13 protein-coding genes and 5 tRNA genes are annotated in these 15,447 nt (G+C 70.8%); 8 read left to right on the top strand and 10 right to left on the bottom strand.

Going from position 1 to position 15,447, the window contains the following annotated elements; genetic code table 11:
- Positions 1-199 precede the first annotated feature (199 nt).
- The 6 genes from BX285_RS04635 to BX285_RS04615 form a co-directional block, all read right to left on the bottom strand.
- Positions 200-273, bottom strand: a tRNA-Asp gene (locus BX285_RS04635).
- Between the two features lie 134 nt (positions 274-407).
- Positions 408-4,394 (bottom strand): ATP-dependent RNA helicase HrpA, encoded by a 3,987-nt coding sequence (gene hrpA / locus BX285_RS04630; RefSeq protein WP_121174531.1) that lies wholly within the window; start codon positions 4,392-4,394, stop codon positions 408-410.
- A gap of 148 nt (positions 4,395-4,542) precedes the next feature.
- Positions 4,543-6,288 (bottom strand): RICIN domain-containing protein, encoded by a 1,746-nt coding sequence (locus tag BX285_RS04625; RefSeq protein ID WP_259470432.1) that lies wholly within the window; start codon positions 6,286-6,288, stop codon positions 4,543-4,545.
- A 352-nt stretch (positions 6,289-6,640) separates the two neighbouring features.
- A tRNA-Phe gene (locus BX285_RS37100) sits at positions 6,641-6,717 on the bottom strand.
- Positions 6,718-6,815: 98 nt separating this feature from the next.
- Complete coding sequence (locus tag BX285_RS04620; RefSeq protein WP_121174529.1) at positions 6,816-7,502, bottom strand: HAD family hydrolase; 687 nt, start codon at positions 7,500-7,502, stop codon at positions 6,816-6,818.
- Positions 7,499-8,347 (bottom strand): GntR family transcriptional regulator, encoded by an 849-nt coding sequence (locus BX285_RS04615; protein ID WP_121174528.1) that lies wholly within the window; start codon positions 8,345-8,347, stop codon positions 7,499-7,501. The genes BX285_RS04620 and BX285_RS04615 overlap by 4 nt, the downstream gene beginning before the upstream one ends.
- Positions 8,348-8,564: 217 nt before the next feature.
- Here BX285_RS04615 and BX285_RS04610 point away from each other — a divergent pair, with 217 nt between their 5' ends.
- The 4 genes from BX285_RS04610 (at position 8,565) to xerC (ending at position 12,324) form a co-directional block, all read left to right on the top strand.
- Positions 8,565-9,014, top strand: coding sequence for a hypothetical protein (locus tag BX285_RS04610; protein ID WP_121174527.1), 450 nt, complete (start codon positions 8,565-8,567; stop codon positions 9,012-9,014).
- A gap of 466 nt (positions 9,015-9,480) precedes the next feature.
- Positions 9,481-9,792: a helix-turn-helix domain-containing protein gene (locus BX285_RS04605; RefSeq protein WP_183107001.1), complete on the top strand. Its 312-nt coding sequence runs from the start codon at positions 9,481-9,483 to the stop codon at positions 9,790-9,792.
- Between the two features lie 1,138 nt (positions 9,793-10,930).
- Positions 10,931-11,119 carry a helix-turn-helix domain-containing protein gene (locus tag BX285_RS04600; RefSeq protein ID WP_259470431.1) on the top strand — a complete coding sequence of 63 codons (189 nt, stop codon included), beginning with the start codon at positions 10,931-10,933 and terminating at the stop codon, positions 11,117-11,119.
- Positions 11,119-12,324 carry a tyrosine recombinase XerC gene (gene xerC, locus BX285_RS04595; RefSeq protein WP_121174525.1) on the top strand — a complete coding sequence of 402 codons (1,206 nt, stop codon included), beginning with the start codon at positions 11,119-11,121 and terminating at the stop codon, positions 12,322-12,324. Before BX285_RS04600 ends, xerC begins: the two co-directional genes overlap by 1 nt.
- An 88-nt stretch (positions 12,325-12,412) precedes the next feature.
- Here xerC and BX285_RS04590 read toward each other — a convergent pair.
- From BX285_RS04590 to BX285_RS04575, 4 genes are all read right to left on the bottom strand, one after another.
- Positions 12,413-12,486: transfer RNA gene (locus BX285_RS04590), tRNA-Phe, on the bottom strand.
- A gap of 27 nt (positions 12,487-12,513) precedes the next feature.
- Positions 12,514-12,587: transfer RNA gene (locus tag BX285_RS04585), tRNA-Asp, on the bottom strand.
- Between the two features lie 55 nt (positions 12,588-12,642).
- A tRNA-Glu gene (locus BX285_RS04580) sits at positions 12,643-12,715 on the bottom strand.
- Positions 12,716-12,830: 115 nt separating this feature from the next.
- On the bottom strand, positions 12,831-13,172 hold the full coding sequence (locus tag BX285_RS04575; protein WP_097236779.1) for a metallopeptidase family protein: 342 nt from the start codon (positions 13,170-13,172) through the stop codon (positions 12,831-12,833).
- A gap of 70 nt (positions 13,173-13,242) precedes the next feature.
- On the opposite strand from BX285_RS04575, the gene crcB (BX285_RS04570) reads away from it, so the two are divergent.
- The 4 genes from crcB (BX285_RS04570) (at position 13,243) to BX285_RS04555 (ending at position 15,348) form a co-directional block, all read left to right on the top strand.
- Complete coding sequence (crcB, locus tag BX285_RS04570) at positions 13,243-13,782, top strand: fluoride efflux transporter CrcB (protein ID WP_398899611.1); 540 nt, start codon at positions 13,243-13,245, stop codon at positions 13,780-13,782.
- Positions 13,779-14,141 carry a DUF190 domain-containing protein gene (locus tag BX285_RS04565; RefSeq protein WP_097236777.1) on the top strand — a complete coding sequence of 121 codons (363 nt, stop codon included), beginning with the start codon at positions 13,779-13,781 and terminating at the stop codon, positions 14,139-14,141. The genes crcB (BX285_RS04570) and BX285_RS04565 overlap by 4 nt, the downstream gene beginning before the upstream one ends.
- Positions 14,138-14,512 (top strand): fluoride efflux transporter CrcB, encoded by a 375-nt coding sequence (crcB, locus tag BX285_RS04560; RefSeq protein ID WP_097236776.1) that lies wholly within the window; start codon positions 14,138-14,140, stop codon positions 14,510-14,512. The genes BX285_RS04565 and crcB (BX285_RS04560) overlap by 4 nt, the downstream gene beginning before the upstream one ends.
- 194 nt (positions 14,513-14,706) lie before the next feature.
- Positions 14,707-15,348 carry a hypothetical protein gene (locus tag BX285_RS04555; RefSeq protein WP_147465111.1) on the top strand — a complete coding sequence of 214 codons (642 nt, stop codon included), beginning with the start codon at positions 14,707-14,709 and terminating at the stop codon, positions 15,346-15,348.
- The last annotated feature ends 99 nt before the right edge of the window (positions 15,349-15,447 follow it).

Here is a 15,447-nt window from a genome sequence, read left to right as displayed (position 1 = left end):
CAGTGAATAGCAGTGCAATTTTACATATTAAATTAGTGGCCTCTTGGGCAGGGTGGGGCGCGCCGGGGTTCGGGGAAACATGAGTGACGACCGTCACGCGCTCTGTCACTTGTGGTCTAGACCTAGTCCGGGGTAAGGGCCGGACGGCGAAAACGCGAGAGGCCCGGAACCTGACGGTTCCGGGCCTCTCGCACTGCGGCGATCCCGACGGGACTTGAACCCGCGACCTCCACCTTGACAGGGTGGCGAGCTAACCAACTGCTCCACGGGACCAGAGTTTTCTGATCTCGTTCACTCGCTTGCCGCGCTGCGAACAAGACAGACTGTAGCCCATGGTGGGCCTCCAGGTCGAACCGGCTCCCGACCGGCTCCCGAAGGCCCACCCGCAGCTCAGAGCGGCGTCCGGGTCAGAGCGTCGCCCGCGCCGCCTCCATCGCCTTCATGATCCGCTTCTCCGACACCGGGCTGGGCGTGCCCAGCGACTGGGCGAAGAAGCTGACCCGCAGCTCCTCGATCATCCAGCGGATCGCCCGCACCTCCTCCGAGGGCTGCCGCCCGGCCGGCACCGCCGCCAGCAGCTCCCCGTACGCCTGCTGCACCTGCTGCACCTTCAGCAGCTGCTGGGCGTCCCGCTGCGGGTGGTTGGGCAGCGCCTCCAGGCGGCGGTCCACCGCCAGCAGGTAGCGCTTGAGGTCCGGCAGACGCTGCCAGCCGGTGGCCGTCACGAAGCCCGGGTGCACCAGCGAGGCCAGGTGCAGCCGGACGTCGTTCACCGCGTTCAGCAGCACCGGGCTGCTCACCGACTTCAGCCGGGTCGAGGCCTTGTGGAAGGCGATCAGTGCGGTGGCCGTCTTCAGCGTGGCGTCCGCGGACAGGTCGTACAGGTCCGCGCGGACCTTGTCGTGCAGCTTGGCGAAGGCCGCCTCGTCCCAGGCCGGGCCGCCGGCCAGGGCCATCAGGCGGTCCGTCGCCGCGGCCACCACGTCCTCGAACAGGGCGTTGATCGAGCCGTGCGGGCTGTGCGAGAGCGCCAGCTTCGCCTGGTTGCCCAGCCGGCCCTGGATCGACTTGGCCGGTGAGGTGGTGGTCAGCATCAGCAACCGCCGGGTGCCCTCCCACATCGCCTGCGCCTGGGCCTCCGGGGTGTCGAACAGCTTCACGCCGACCGTGGCGCCCTCGTCCACCAGGGCCGGGTAGGCGCGCAGCGCGTGGCCGCGCGAACGCTGCTCGAAGGTGCGCTGCAGGACCGGCAGGGAGGCCGGCCAGGCGGTCAGCCCGCTCTGCTCGATCCCCTGGCCGGAGGCGGCCGAGGACAGCGTCTCCTTGAGCTTCGGCTTGAGCTTCAGCCGCAGCTCCTCCAGGTCCTTGGACTCGGCGAGCTTGCGGCGCCCGTCCACCACCCGGAAGGTCACCCTGAGGTGGTCCGGCACCCGCTCGTCGTCCCAGGCCTCCGGCGGCACGGTGACGGCCGTCAGGCGCTTCAGGGCGCGCTCCAGCGAGGGCAGCAATGGCTCCTGGCGGTCCTTCAGCGAGCGCAGCGCCGCCTTGGCGAAGTCCGGCGCCGGCACGAAGTTGCGCCGGATCGCCTTCGGCAGCGACTTGATGTACGCGGTGACCAGTTCCTCCCGCAGACCGGGGATCTGCCAGTCGAAGCCCTCCGCGGTGACCTGGTTGAGCACCGGCAGCGGGATGTGCACGGTCACGCCGTCCGCATCGCTGCCGGGTTCGAACTGGTAGGTCAGCTTGAAGCGCAGCTTGCCCTGCTGCCAGTGGTCCGGGTAGTCGGCCTCGGTGACGCCGTCGGCGGCGTCGTTGATCAGCATCGACTTCTCGAAGTTCAGCAGGTCCGGCTGCTCGTGCCGGGCCTTCTTCCACCAGGAGTCGAAGTGCCGGGTGGAGACGACGTCCTCGGGCAGCCGGGAGTCGTAGAACTCGAACAGGGTCTGGTCGTCCACCAGGATGTCCCGGCGGCGGGCCCGGTTCTCCAGCTCCTCGACCTCGCCGAGCAGCTTGCGGTTCTCGGCGAAGAACCGGTGGTGGGTCTCCCAGTCGCCCTCGACCAGCGCGTTGCGGATGAACAGCTCGCGGCAGAGCTCCGGGTCGATCTTCCCGTAGTTGACCTTGCGCTGGGCGACGACCGGCATCCCGTAGAGGGTGACCTTCTCGTACGCCAGCACCGCGCCGGCCTTCTTCTCCCAGTGCGGCTCGCTGTAGCTGCGCTTGATCAGGTGGCCGGCCAGCGGCTCGACCCACTCCGGCTCGATCTTGGCGTTGATCCGGGCCCAGAGCCGGGAGGTCTCCACCAGCTCGGCCGACATCACCCAGCGCGGCGGCTTCTTGAACAGGCCGGAGCCCGGGAAGACCGCGAAGCGGGCGCCGCGCGCACCGCCGTACTCGCGCTTCTCCACGTCGAACAGGCCGATGTGGGAGAGCAGTCCGGCCAGCAGGGACTGGTGGATCCGGTCGGCGTCCGGCTCGGCGTCGGGGTGTGGTTCCTCGATGGTGACGCCCAACTGCTTGGCGACGGTGCGCAGTTGGGTGTAGATGTCCTGCCACTCCCGTATCCGCAGGTAGTTGAGGAACTCCGTCTTGCACATCCGGCGGAAGGCCGAGGAGGAGAGCTCCCGCTGCTGCTCGCGGACGTAGCGCCACATCGCCAGGTAGGAGAGGAAGTCCGAGGTCTCCGAGGTGAACCGGCGGTGCCGGTCGTCGGCGGCCTGGCGCTTCTCGGCGGGGCGCTCGCGCGGGTCCTGGATGGAGAGCGCGGCGGCGATCACCATGACGTCGCGGACGCAGCCGTTGCGGTCCGCCTCCAGCACCATCCGGGCCATCCGCGGGTCCACCGGGAGCTGGGCGAGCTTGCGGCCGAGCTGGGTGAGGCGCTTGCGCGGGTCCTTCTCGTCCGGGTCGAGCGCGCCCAGCTCGTGCAGCAGGTGGATGCCGTCCTTGATGTTGCGCGAGTCCGGCGGGTCCAGGAACGGGAAGGCGGCGATGTCGCCGAGGCCGGCCGCGGTCATCTGCAGGATCACCGAGGCCAGGTTGGTGCGCAGGATCTCGGCGTCGGTGAACTCGGGGCGGGCGAGGAAGTCCTCCTCCGAGTACAGCCGGATGCAGATGCCGTCCGAGGTACGGCCGCAGCGGCCCTTGCGCTGGTTGGCGCTGGCCTGGCTGATCGCCTCGATCGGCAGCCGCTGCACCTTGGTGCGGTGGCTGTAGCGGGAGATCCGGGCGGTGCCCGGGTCGATCACGTACTTGATGCCGGGGACGGTGAGCGAGGTCTCGGCCACGTTGGTGGCCAGCACGATCCGGCGGCTGTTGGAGCGCTGGAACACCCGGTGCTGCTCGGCCGAGCTGAGCCGGGCGTACAGCGGCAGGACCTCGGTGTTGCGCAGCTTCAGCCGGTTCAGGGCGTCGGCGGTGTCGCGGATCTCGCGCTCGCCGGAGAGGAAGACCAGGATGTCGCCCGGGCCCTCGGCCTGCAGCTCCTGGGCGGCGTCGCAGATCGCCTGGACCTGGTCCCGGTCGCGGTCGACCTCGTCCCCGTCGTCCTCGGCGTCGTCGACGATCGGGCGGTACCTGACCTCCACCGGGTAGGTGCGGCCGGAGACCTCGACGATCGGGGCGTCGCCGAAGTGCCGGGCGAAGCGCTCCGGGTCGATGGTCGCGGAGGTGATCACGACCTTGAGGTCGGGGCGGCGGGGGAGCAGCTGCTTGACGTAGCCGAGGATGAAGTCGATGTTGAGGCTGCGCTCGTGCGCCTCGTCGATGATCAGCGTGTCGTACTGGTGCAGATCGCGGTCGGTCTGGATCTCGGCGAGCAGGATGCCGTCCGTCATCAGCTTGACCAGGGTGTCCTGGCCGACCTGGTCGGTGAACCGGACCTTCCAGCCGACCGCCTCGCCCAGCGGGCTGTCCAGCTCCTCCGCGACCCGCTCGGCCACCGTGCGGGCGGCGATCCGGCGCGGCTGGGTGTGGCCGACCAGCCCGCGCACGCCGCGGCCGAGCTCCAGACAGATCTTCGGGATCTGGGTGGTCTTGCCGGAGCCGGTCTCGCCCGCGACGATCACCACCTGGTGGTCCCGGATCGCCGCCAGGATCTCGTCCTTCTTCTGGCTGACCGGCAGCTCGGCGGGATACGTGATCGGCGGGACGGCGCTGCGGCGCTGCTCGACCAGCAGCTCGGCGCGGTCGATGTCCTTGGCGATCTCGGTGGCGATCTTCTGCCGGGCCTCGGGCTTGCGCACCCGGCGGGCACCCTCCAGCCGGCGCCCGATCCGCACCTGGTCGCGCAGGGTCAGCTCGGGCAGACGGGCGGCCAGCTCGCCGATGCCGGGCCCCTCGGCGGGCGCGGGCGCGGGGGCGGACTGGACTGCGGGAGAACTCACTGCGGGCATCCCTCTAGGTTCGCAAGGAGGCACGGCGGAGCGCACCTAGGTTTTCGAGCCCCTCCAGTGTCACAGCCGCCGGTGGCGAATCGCGAACGACGGGCGACGGCAACGACGGGTGGCCCCGCCGGGGGCGGGGCCACGGTCGTCCTCTCGCCTACTTGAGCGCTGAACCGCCCGAGTTGCGGTACGCGATCGTCTTGTTGATCAGGTTTCCGCCGTCGGTCTCGGGCGTGGTCTGTTCCTGCTGCCCCGAGCCGAACAGCAGGCCGGCGATGTGCGCGTTCGCCACCTGGTCCATGTGCGCGAAGAACCAGTCCACCTTGTCGTCCTTGTAGTGGTTGAGCGTGTTGTTCTGCGCCATGTTGCCCACGGGGATCTGCCACAGGACCACCGGCTTGCCCACGGACTCGGCCATCGTCTTGTAGAACGACAGCTGGGCGGCGGCCTTCTGGTCGGTCCAGAACTTGTCGAGGCCGCCGTGGGCGGGCTGCGCGTACCAGCCCGCGTCGCGGTCCGACACGTCGGTGGCCAGGAAGTCGGCGTTCTGTGCGCCGAGGTGGGCGTAGTCCTTGACGCACTGCGCGGTGTTCTGCTCCCAGTCGAAGCAGGACAGGTGCATGCCGGCGGCGGTGTTCGGAGCGTACTTGTGCGCCATCGAGATCAGGCACTGGGCGAGTCCGGCGGCGCTGTTCTCCTGCGATCCGCAGTCCGTCGGGTCCGCGGCCGTGACCTGCGCGGCGACCTGGTGCGGGTCGCCGAGCGACCGGACGTAGCCCCAGAAGTCGGGTTCGAGGTCGATCATGTCGTGCGAGGTGCCGATCTTCTGGAGGAAGAAGCGGTAGTCGTTCAGGTACCGGGTGAGCAGGTCGGCCCGGTTGATGGCCTTGACCTCGCCCGGACCGTCGCCCTGGCCCGCCGCGTCGCCGAGGTCGCGCAGGGAGTACCAGGTCCAGAGGAACTTCTGCGGGCGCGGCTTGCCCTGGTAGGTCTCCTGGGCCGCCTTGGCGTCCCGCCAGGTCACGTACGTGCCGGGCGCCGTGGTGCTGCCGTTCCAGCAGCCCCACCAGCCCGTCCACGCGTCCTGGCAGCGGGCCGCCGTGTAGTAGTCCGAGGAGGGCGCGGGCTGGCTGTGCACGTAGGCGTACTGCACGTCGAACGGCGCGGCGCCCGCCGAGGCGTCGGACATCGAGCCGCCGACGAGCACCGTGTTGCTGCCCATGAAGCTCTTCGCCGGGTTGTTGCCGCCTCCGGCCGGCACCGCCGGCGGTGCCGGCGTCGGGTGGTTACCGCCCGGGGCCTGGCTCGTGGGAGCGCTGCCGCCCGGGGTGGCAGGTGTGGTGGGCGTGGCGCTGCTGCCGGAGCCCCCCGTGCTCCCGGTGCCCCCCGTGCTCCCGGTGCTGCCGGTGCTGCCGGTGCTGCCGACCGGGACGAGCTGCCACTGCTGGTTGGCGCCGTTCCAGTCGTGGTACTGGGCGATCTGGCCCCCGTCGGCCTTGGAGCCGAGCGGGACCTCGACGGCCTTGCCGTTGAAGCGGTTGATCAGACGTACGTAGCCGTCCGACGACTTTTCCAGGTGGAACTGCTGGTTGGCGCCGTTCAGGTCACTCCACTGCCGCACCTGGGAGCCTTCGGCCTTCGACCAGCCGTAGTCGTCCAGCACCTTGCCGGAGTGCCGGTTCTGCAGCCGGTAGTTCCCGTCGCCCGCGTCGAGGAACTTCCACTGCTGGTTCGCGTCGCCGGTGCGGCTCCACTGCACCACCGGAGCGCCGTCGTACGCGCCGTAGCCGTAGTCGTCCAGCACCTGGCCGGTGCCGCGGTTGACCAGCAGGTACCAGGGGCTCGTGTCCACGGCCACGGTGCCCGCCGAGGCCGTGTTGATCACGGCCACCGAGGCGCCCACGACCGCCAGGCCGACAGCCGCCCAGAAACCCCGGCGCCGGTACAGCCGGCGGGCGCGATGCGACGGACGGGCTCCGCGCCCGTGGCCGCCCGCCCGTGTAGCGCCACTGACGACGTGGGGTGGGCGAGGGACGTCGCTGTGCTCTCGTTCAAGGGACACGTCTGTGCTCTCTCTCAGCCGTCGCATCTGACCGAACCACTTGGCCGGACACCGCTGAGTGGCCGCGGAGGCCGAAAAGGTTGCCGCGAAGAGCCGGAGATTTTCCGCCGTGACCGCCTTCCGTCCGTCGCGGAGGCGTCGAACGGCACGAAGAAGCCCCCGTAGCGAATTCGCTACGGGGGCTTCTCTGTTGTGGCCAGGGCCGGGGTCGAACCGGCGACCTTCCGCTTTTCAGGCCGGATCAGGGCCTCTGGCTGCCTAGGTCTGGCCGGGCGTAGAGTCCGCCGTTGTGCTGCGTCGTCCGCCCTTGTGCGCTGCTGTTGGCGTACGGGTTGGAGTACGCCTTCGGCGGCGCCGCTGTCCGAGCCTCACGTCAAGGCGTCCGCGATGAGCTGCATGGAGTCCACGATCACCACGGCGCCGGCGGTGGCGAGCTTGGCATCCTTTCCCGGCTTGTTGGCGTAGCCGATCGTCGGGATACCAGCGGCTTCCCCGGCCTCGACGTCGCGGGCCGCGTCGCCGATGAACACGCAGTGCTCCGGCTTGGTGCCCGCGGCTTCCATGGCTTCGAGTAGGAGGCGCGGATTCGGCTTCATGGACGAGGGGTCGCCTGGGGCGCGTCCGAAGACGCCCGCCACGTAGCCGCTGAGGCCGTGCTCGGTGAGGTAGGTCTCGATGGCCGCACCCGCGTTGTTGCTGACCACCGAGACCAGCCGACCGGACCGGGCACAGGCCCGCAGAACCGATTCTCCGCCCGGGGTCGCCCGGCCCTTCTGGACTGCCTCGGTCTCCAGCGCGGCCAGTGCGGCGTCCGTGCTCTCCGTGAGGTCGGGCCGAGCGTCTGAGACCAGCCGGAGTAGGGCGAGGGGATCGCTCTCTTCTTCGGCCCCGGCCGGGGCCTGGTCGCCGCTGGCGAGTAGGCCCTCACGGAGTCGGCGCGCGATCTCGGGGGCGGGGAGACCAGCGAAGACCGAACACACCGGGCCGTCGAAGTCGAGGAGCACGTGCTTCACCGGCCGGAGCACGTTGGCGAGCTGCTGAGGGGCGGTGGTCATGGCTGCCGCTCGTAGGCGATCGTGCTCCACACGCTGTCGAACCACATCTGGGCCTGCTGGACGTACTGCGATCCGAGCGAGGCGTCATCGGGGCCGGCGGCGTGGTGGAACAGGGTGGTGTCCTTACCCGTCACGTCGTAGAACGTGTGGTCCATGCCGTCCACCGCGATGGTCCGCTCACGCAGCGGATAGAAGCCAAAGAATGCCTCCGACCTGTTCAGGATGTACAGCTTGAACAGGCTGGACGCCCGGTGCACCTTGACCTGCACGCTCGCCTTCTGGACCAGCCCCAGCTCTGCCAGCACCTCGACCGAGTGGGCGATGCCCCCGGCGTTGGTCAGCGCGATGTTCCGGGCCCGCTCGCGAAGCGCCACCTCGTCCTTGAGCCCGTCGACCAGCACGGGGACTGCCATCGGCTCAGTGGTGTCCGGCAGCAGTAGGCGCACGGTGATGGACTCCGGGGTGAGCCGACCGGAGCGGACCTTGTCCAGCGGCTCCTGCAGTGCGTTGTGCAGCGTCTCGCTGGAGAAGCCCGCGAAATCCAGAGTCACCTGCTGCTGCTCGAAGGCTGCTTCGAGGTGGGGCCGGAGTCCGACCGGCCGAGAGGTCCGCTCCCGGACGAACGAGCCGCTTCCCTGGCGGGTCACGATCAGCCCCTCGGTCCGGAGCAGGTCCAGCGCCTTGTCGACGGTGCCGCGCGCCACGCCGAAGTGCTTGGCCAGCTCGGGGCCGGACGGAAGTTTGTCGCCGGTCTCGAAGCCCGGCTTCCTGGTGAGGATCGAGGCCCGCAGAGAGCTGCTGACCTGCTGATACGGGGGGCGCGAGTCATCCGGGTCTAGGGCCATGTGCCAATGCTAGGGCAGGTGCCCAACAGACGCGAGAAACCCAACCCTCTTGACCTGCCTAGGCAGGTTGTCTATGTTGTGGGTGTCGGAAGCGACGGAAGGTCGCAGACGGCAAAGGGCCTTCTTCGGCCTGCTCTGACCTGCGGAAATGCCTGAAGCGGCGCTCAAACCGCCAAGTCCGTACGCCGCTTCAGGCCCCACTGAGGGGAGTTCCATCATGCCTGCAACGCTCACCAACCAGCGAGTTTCCACCGCCGCCCTCCGGTCCGGCGTGGACATGTTCGGGGAGAAGGACCCGGAGGAGACGGCGCCGCGCGTGGCAGTCCGGTTCACCCTGAACCTGTCGTTCGGGGAGATCCTCGGCCTGCTGGCCTTCAACGTCTGCGAGCTGGCGGAGGAGGACCTCGGCGACGACGCGGCCGTCATGGATGCGCTGCGGTTCGAGCTGGCCAGCTCCAGCTACCGCGTGATCACGGACAACGCCGGATTGGCGCTGGCCTACTACACCGGCCGCCGCCCCTACGCGGCCCCGTCCTACCTGCGGGCCCTGGGGCACGCCGTCACCCGGGTGTTCGGCGTGGCGTCGGACGAGCCGTTCGCCGCCCGCGAGACCTCCGCCCGCCTCGTCCCGGCCGGTGTCCTGCCCGCCGACGGATGCCGGGTGTGAGCACCCTGCTCACCGACTGACCACCTGCCCCGGGTGAGCGCTCACCGACGCTCACCCGGGCCGGTCGACTCACCCCCGAGGAACCCCGGTCGGCCGACGCCAGGGCACCCGACCGGCCCGGCGGACACCCGACCGCTCACCGCCGCTCACGGGACCGTTCCCGGTGCAGCCCGCCGATCGTTCCCGCGCTCACGGGAAGCGCTTCCCGCCCTTTACCCCCAAGCGTCGGTCGCCCACTGAGCAGGCATCGTCGGCCGACCGCCACCCGACTTGCCCGCCACGTTCCCGCCAACCGTTCCCGCGCTCGCGGAAGCGCTTCCCGACCCGGGTGGGAGCAGCGGTGACCGACCGGCCCGCCCCTGACCACCGCCCGCCCTGCCCGTGAGCGCCCCGTGAGCGCCCGTGAGCGTCGGCGGGCATGCGACCCGACCCCGTTCCGTCCCGCCGCCCCACTGAGGAGACCCACATGAACACCTCGCCGCCGACCACCGACCCGACCACCGGCCCGGCCGCGCTCGCGGACCCGACGAACTACCTGACGGTGCCGCAGGTGGCCTTCGCCCTGCGGCTGTCGCAGGAGACCGTCTGGCGCATGGCCCGCAACGGGCACCTGGACGCCTACCGGGTCGGCAACGGCCGGGGCCAGGTCCGCATCTCCCGCGACGCCTTCCGCGCCTACCTGGCCGCCACCGGACTGCCCGCCGGCCTGTCCGCCGTCGCCGCCGCAGCCCCGTCCAGCAGCCGGGAGCGCTCGCCCTGGACCAAACCCCGCAACTGACCAGCCCCACCGCCGCCGTCAGGAGCGGCCGTCGTGCCCAGAAATCTGGACGCCCGGCCGCTGGACAAGCAAGAAGAGCACCGTGCTCGCCCGGCGCCGGGTGCTCCTCTTGCTGTTCGGCGAAGCCGCTCAAAGGTCGTGCCGCGCAGCGGCTCCTTCATCACTCTCTGAGGCGAGCGCCCACTACAAGAACAGCCCCTTCTTTTTCCTAAGTAGGGAAGCTCTGCGTCACCGCGTCACCCAGGGCCAAAAAACGGCCACTGACCTGCGACAACAGCGGTGACGCAGACGGCAACTTCTGCGTCACCGCTGCGTCACCGCGTCACCCGCAGACCCAGCCTGCGTCACCCCTGGCCCCGCGCCGCAAGACACGCCCCAACTACAACAGCCCCTCTTTTTCCTAAGTAGGAAGACGCTGCGACATGTGCGTCATACGAGCCGAAAAACGGCCCCTGACCTGCGCCAATGACCATGACGCAGACGGCAGCTGCTGCGTCATCCTGCGACATGTACGTCATGCCATGACGCAGCTCATGACACACCGATGACGCAGCCCCCGACCGCTGCGTCATGCAAAGCCCCAGGTCACAGGCCCGCATGACGTTGATGTCGCAATGACGCAGAAATCCGCGCCTCGGACAACACGCCCGCCACGAGGAACCGCCCTGCGTCATGCGGTGACGCAGCCCGTGACGCAGCGGTGACGCAGCCCCCGGCAGCCGCGTCACCCAAAGCCCCAGGTCAGGGGCTCGGGTGTCGCAGGTGACGCGGTGACGCAGAAATCCGCGCCTCGGACAACACGCCCGCCGCCAGAAGCCCCGGCCACTTCCTGCCGCCACCACCGGAAGACACCACCGACCCGGTACATGGGGGCCCCCTTCACCCCGACAAGCCACCCGCCCGCCGATCTCCAGCCCCTCCCAGAACCGCGCACGGCACCACCACAGGACCCCCGAACGGCCCGTGGGCCTAGCGGCGCCCCTCGCTAGACCTAGCGAGCCCGCTAGCGAGCAAAACCGCCCCTGACCAGCTGCCTAGTGATCTAGGGCACCCCGCCACAACACCCCGAAAACCGCTCCCAGCGCACCCCCGACACCCCCACCCCTCGCTAGCGCTAGGCCCAACAGAGGGAGGACCCGTGACCATCGCGCCCGCCGAAGCCCTCACCGTCCCCGAAGTCATGGCCGCGCTCCGGCTCGGCCGCAGCAAGGTCTACGACCTCTTCCGCTCCGGCGCCCTGCCGAGCTTCACCATCGGCCGCGCACGCCGCGTGGCCGCCGACGACCTGACCACCTACATCCGCACCCAGAGCAGGAGCAGCCTCTAATGGCCAAGCGCGCCAACGGCGACGGCAGCATCAGCCGCATGACGAACCGCGACCTCTACCACGGCCGTGTCTACGTGACGACGACGTCCGGGAAGGTCAAGCGCATCTCCGTGTACGGGAAGACCCGTGACGAGGTGCGGGACAAGATGACGGAGCTTCAGGCCCAGAACAACCAGGGAATCCCGACGCCCGACACCAACGCCAAGGTGGAGGAGTACCTGACGTACTGGCTGGCCGCCGTGGTGAGGGTGAACCGCCGGCCGAAGACCTACCAGGGGTACGAGAGCGTGGTCCGGGTGCACCTGGTCCCCGGGCTCGGAACCAAGAAGCTCCGGACCCTCCGGGCCGCCGACGTCCGGAAGTGGCTGGCCGGTGTTGCTACCGCCTGCCAGTGCTGCAAGAACGGGTGGGACGCGGCCAGGCCGAAGCCGGAGTGCTGTGCGGCGGGGGAGTGCTGCGAGACCAAGCTGTCCCGTCGCATGGTGCAGTCGATCCACGCCGTCCTGCGGAACGCCCTGGAGAACGCCGTCCGGGAGGAGCTGATCCTGAGGAACGTCGCCAAGCTGGTGCAGGTGCCCACGCCCGATTACGGCACCGGGAAGGGCCTCACCGTCCCGCAGGCCCGCCTGCTCCTGAGGGCGGCCAGCACGGACCGCCTGCACGCCCTCTACGTCCTCGCCCTCGCCATGGGGCTCCGGCGCGGGGAGCTGCTGGGCCTGCACTGGGCGGCGGTGGACCTGGAGCGCGGGACGCTCATCGTGTCCAGCAACCTCCAGCGGGTGGACGGCGCCCTCCAGCTCGGCCCGACCAAGACGGCGTCCTCGCTGCGGACGCTGCCGCTCCCGCCGCTCGTTCTGGAGGCTCTGCGGGTCCACCGGGAGCGGCAGGCTCAGGAGCGGGTGGCGGCCGGCGAGCGGTGGACGGAGACGGGGCTGGTGTTCACGAGCCGGGTCGGGACGCCGATCGAGCCGGACAACCTCCGGCGGAGCTGGTACCCGCTCCGGGATCGGCTCGGGCTCTCGCTCCGATTCCACGACCTCCGCCACACCTGCGTGACCCTGCTGCTGGACCTCGGCGTCCCGCCGCACATCGTCCGGCAGATCGCCGGGCACAGCGACATCGGCGTGACGATGAAGGTCTACGCCCACGCGTCCCTGGACGAGCAGCGGAAGGCCCTCGGGTCGCTGAGTGACAAGCTCGGCTGAGCCGTTGGCGTACCGGTTGGCGTACGGGACATGAAAACAGCCCCGGAGAGTGATCTCTCCGGGGCCGTTTTGCCTTTTCAGGCGCCTGTGGCCAGGGCCGGGGTCGAACCGGCGACCTTCCGCTTTTCAGGCGGACGCTCGTACCAACTGAGCTACCTGGCCGTACTGCACCGTCTCTTGCGAGACGAGCGATCCCGACGGGACTTGAACCCGCGACCTCCACCTTGACAGGGTGGCGAGCTAACCAACTGCTCCACGGGACCTCGGAGTGGCGAACCACCCGCGGTCTTGCGCACTGCACTGTACTACGGTACTGCGTGCCCCCAACGGGATTCGAACCCGTGCTACCGCCTTGAAAGGGCGGCGTCCTGGGCCACTAGACGATGAGGGCTTGCGGCCTGTCCCGCTGTTTCCAGCGTTCGGGGACGTCGAGAAGCATATGGGATGCCGGGCGGATCGCCAAAACGGGTTTCGGCCGGGTGGGGGGAGGGGGTTCCGGGGCGGGGTCAGGACCAGCCGAGTTCGTCCAGCTCGTGGTCGTCGAAGCCGAAGTGGTGGGCGACCTCGTGGATCACGGTGGTGCGGACCTCCTCGACCACCTGCTCGCTGCTCTCGCAGTGGCGCAGGGTGGGGCCGCGGTAGATCAGGATGCGGTCGGGCAGGACGCCTGCGTACCACTCGCCGCGTTCGGTCAGCGGGGTGCCCTCGTAGAGGCCGAGGAGTTCCGGGTCGCTCGGGTCGGGCTCGTCCTCGACGAAGATCGCGACGTTGTCCATCATGGCCGCGAGCTGCGGCGGGATCTGGTCGAGTGCGTCGCTGACCAGCGTCTCGAACTCTTCCCGGGTCATCTCCACCGGATCATTGTCGGGCCTGGGGTGATGGTGTGCCAGGTGGCGGAGGCCGGTGTTTGATGGGTTTGTGACGACCTCGGAGGGCGCGTTGGACGACGCCGTGGACGGCTCCGCCGGGACGCGGCCGGCGGTCGCGGCACCGGTGCGGAACCGGCCGCCGGTGCTGCGCGGGCAGGGGCCGGCGGTGGGGGTGGTCGCGGTCGGCGGGGCGATCGGGGCGGTCGCCCGGTACGCCGCCGGGCTCGGCTGGGAGACCGGGCCGACGGCCTTCCCGTGGACGACGCTGCTGGTCAACGTGGTCGGCTGCGCGGTGATCGGGATGTTCCTGGTGGTGATCACCGAGGGACGGCAGGCGCACCCGCTGGTGCGGCCGTTCTTCGGCACCGGCGTGCTGGGCGGGTTCACCACCTTCTCGACGTACGCGGTGGACGTCCGGCGGCTGCTGGAGGAGGGCCGGCCCGGGCCGGGGCTGGCGTACCTGGGGCTGACGCTGGTGGGAGCGCTGGGCGCGGTGTGGCTGGCGGCCGGGCTGACCCGCCGTCTGGTCCACCGGGCGGCCCGCCGCGAGCCCGCGACGGGCGCCGCGACGGGCAGGGGCGTGCGGTGAGCCGACTGAGCGGCCCGGCGCTGCGGCTGACGGTGCTGGTCGGCGAGAGCGACCGGTGGCACCACCGCCCGCTGTACAGCGAGGTGGTGCACCGGGCGCGGGCGGCCGGGCTGGCCGGGGCGAGCGTGTTCCGGGGGATCGAGGGGTTCGGGGCGTCGTCGCTGGTGCACACGACGCGGCTGCTGTCGCTGAGCGAGGACCTGCCGGTGGCGGTGGTGATCGTGGACGAGGAGGAGCGGGTGCGGGCGTTCCTGCCGCAGCTGGACGGGCTGGTGGCGGAGGGCCTGGTGCTGCTGGACCGGTGCGAGGTCGTGACCTACGCGGGGCGCGGCCCCGGCGGGGCGGGGGAGCCGCGGTGAACTGGCTGCTGGTGGTGGCGGGCGCGGTGGTCGGCGCGCCGCTGCGGTACCTGACCGACCGGGCGGTGCAGTCCCGGCACGACTCGGTGTTCCCCTGGGGGACCTTCGCGGTGAACGTGGTCGGCTGCCTGATCCTCGGGCTGGTCACCGGGGCGGTGGCGGCGGGTGCGGCCTCCTCGCAGGTGCAGCTGCTGCTGGGGACGGGGCTCTGCGGGGCGCTGACGACGTACTCGACCTTCTCGTACGAGACGCTGCGGCTGGCCGAGACCGGTGCCGGGCGGTACGCGCTGGCGAACGTGGCCGGCAGCGTGGCGGCCGGGCTGGCCGCGGTGTACGCGGGGGCGGAGCTGGCCTCGGCGCTCTGGGGCTGAGGCGCGCCACGGGGCGGGGGAACTGCCGGGCTGCCCGTGTCCCGCCGGGCCGGGCGCGCGTTGGGCACCGAAAGCGGTCGCGCGTGAGGGCGGACCGGGTGGGGCGGTAGAGAGGGACCTCGGTGGCTTCGGTGCGGGCGGTACGAGCGGTTCGGGACGTGCGGGCGGTGCGGGCGGTCCAGGGCGCCCGGGCGGTGCGTTCGCGTGCCGTACGGGCGGCGGCGGTGCTGACGGTGGCCGGGCTGGGGCTGACCGGGTGCATGTCGGTCCGTCCGGCGGCGGAGGAGAGGCACGGCGGGGTGGCGCCGGTCGGGCAGGCCGGTCCGGCGGGCCGGCCGGGTGCCACCGGCGGGCCCTCGGCCGCGCCGGGCGCCGGGCACCCGGGGGGCGCGTCGGGGCGCGCGGAGCGCCCGGGCGGCCTGCAGGCCGAGAACGCGCCGGGTGGGGCCACCGTCACCGCATCGGGCGAGGTGCTGCCCGGTGCGAACGGCGCGGTGGCCGGCGTGGTCCCGGTGCCGGGCCCGGGGGCGCCCGAAGGGTCGCCGGGCGGCGGTGCCGCGGGCGGGGTGAACACCAGTCCCGCGCCGCACCCGGGCGGGTCGTCCTCCGGGGCCGGCGGAACGGCGGGCTCCGGCGGTACGGGAGGGGCGGGCGGCACCGGTGAGGGCCGCTCGGGCGGCTCGGCCGGCACGCCCTCGGCCAGCCCGAGCAGCCGCCCGTCCGCCACCCCGGAGCCGGAGCACAGCTCACCGCCCGCGACCGTCCCGCCCGTCCCGGAGCCCACCGCCGGCAGTTCCGGTTCCTCGGCCCCGAGCCCGCGTGCGGGGGGTCACTAGGGCGTTGTGCAGGGCATTTGCCTCCGATCCCATGGGTCCTCTATGGTGGTAGATCGTTCGTTTGATTCATTTGACTGGCGCCCTAATCCCATCTGGCGC

This window comes from Streptomyces sp. 1114.5 (genome assembly GCF_003635085.1).
In the GTDB taxonomy this organism is placed as follows: domain Bacteria; phylum Actinomycetota; class Actinomycetes; order Streptomycetales; family Streptomycetaceae; genus Kitasatospora.
Note: the sequence above shows the minus strand (reverse complement) of the source record. Positions and strands in the feature narration are given on the sequence as shown.

What these genes read in the sequence shown, in the direction of transcription:
- hrpA (WP_121174531.1), bottom strand. Translation starts at nt 4,394, where the DNA reads ATGCCCGCAGTGAGTTCTCCCGCAGTCCAGTCCGCCCCCGCGCCCGCG.
- BX285_RS04620 (WP_121174529.1), bottom strand. Translation starts at nt 7,502, where the DNA reads ATGACCACCGCCCCTCAGCAGCTCGCCAACGTGCTCCGGCCGGTGAAG.
- BX285_RS04615 (WP_121174528.1), bottom strand. Translation starts at nt 8,347, where the DNA reads ATGGCCCTAGACCCGGATGACTCGCGCCCCCCGTATCAGCAGGTCAGC.
- BX285_RS04610 (WP_121174527.1), top strand. Translation starts at nt 8,565, where the DNA reads ATGCCTGCAACGCTCACCAACCAGCGAGTTTCCACCGCCGCCCTCCGG.
- BX285_RS04605 (WP_183107001.1), top strand. Translation starts at nt 9,481, where the DNA reads ATGAACACCTCGCCGCCGACCACCGACCCGACCACCGGCCCGGCCGCG.
- xerC (WP_121174525.1), top strand. Translation starts at nt 11,119, where the DNA reads ATGGCCAAGCGCGCCAACGGCGACGGCAGCATCAGCCGCATGACGAAC.
- BX285_RS04575 (WP_097236779.1), bottom strand. Translation starts at nt 13,172, where the DNA reads ATGACCCGGGAAGAGTTCGAGACGCTGGTCAGCGACGCACTCGACCAG.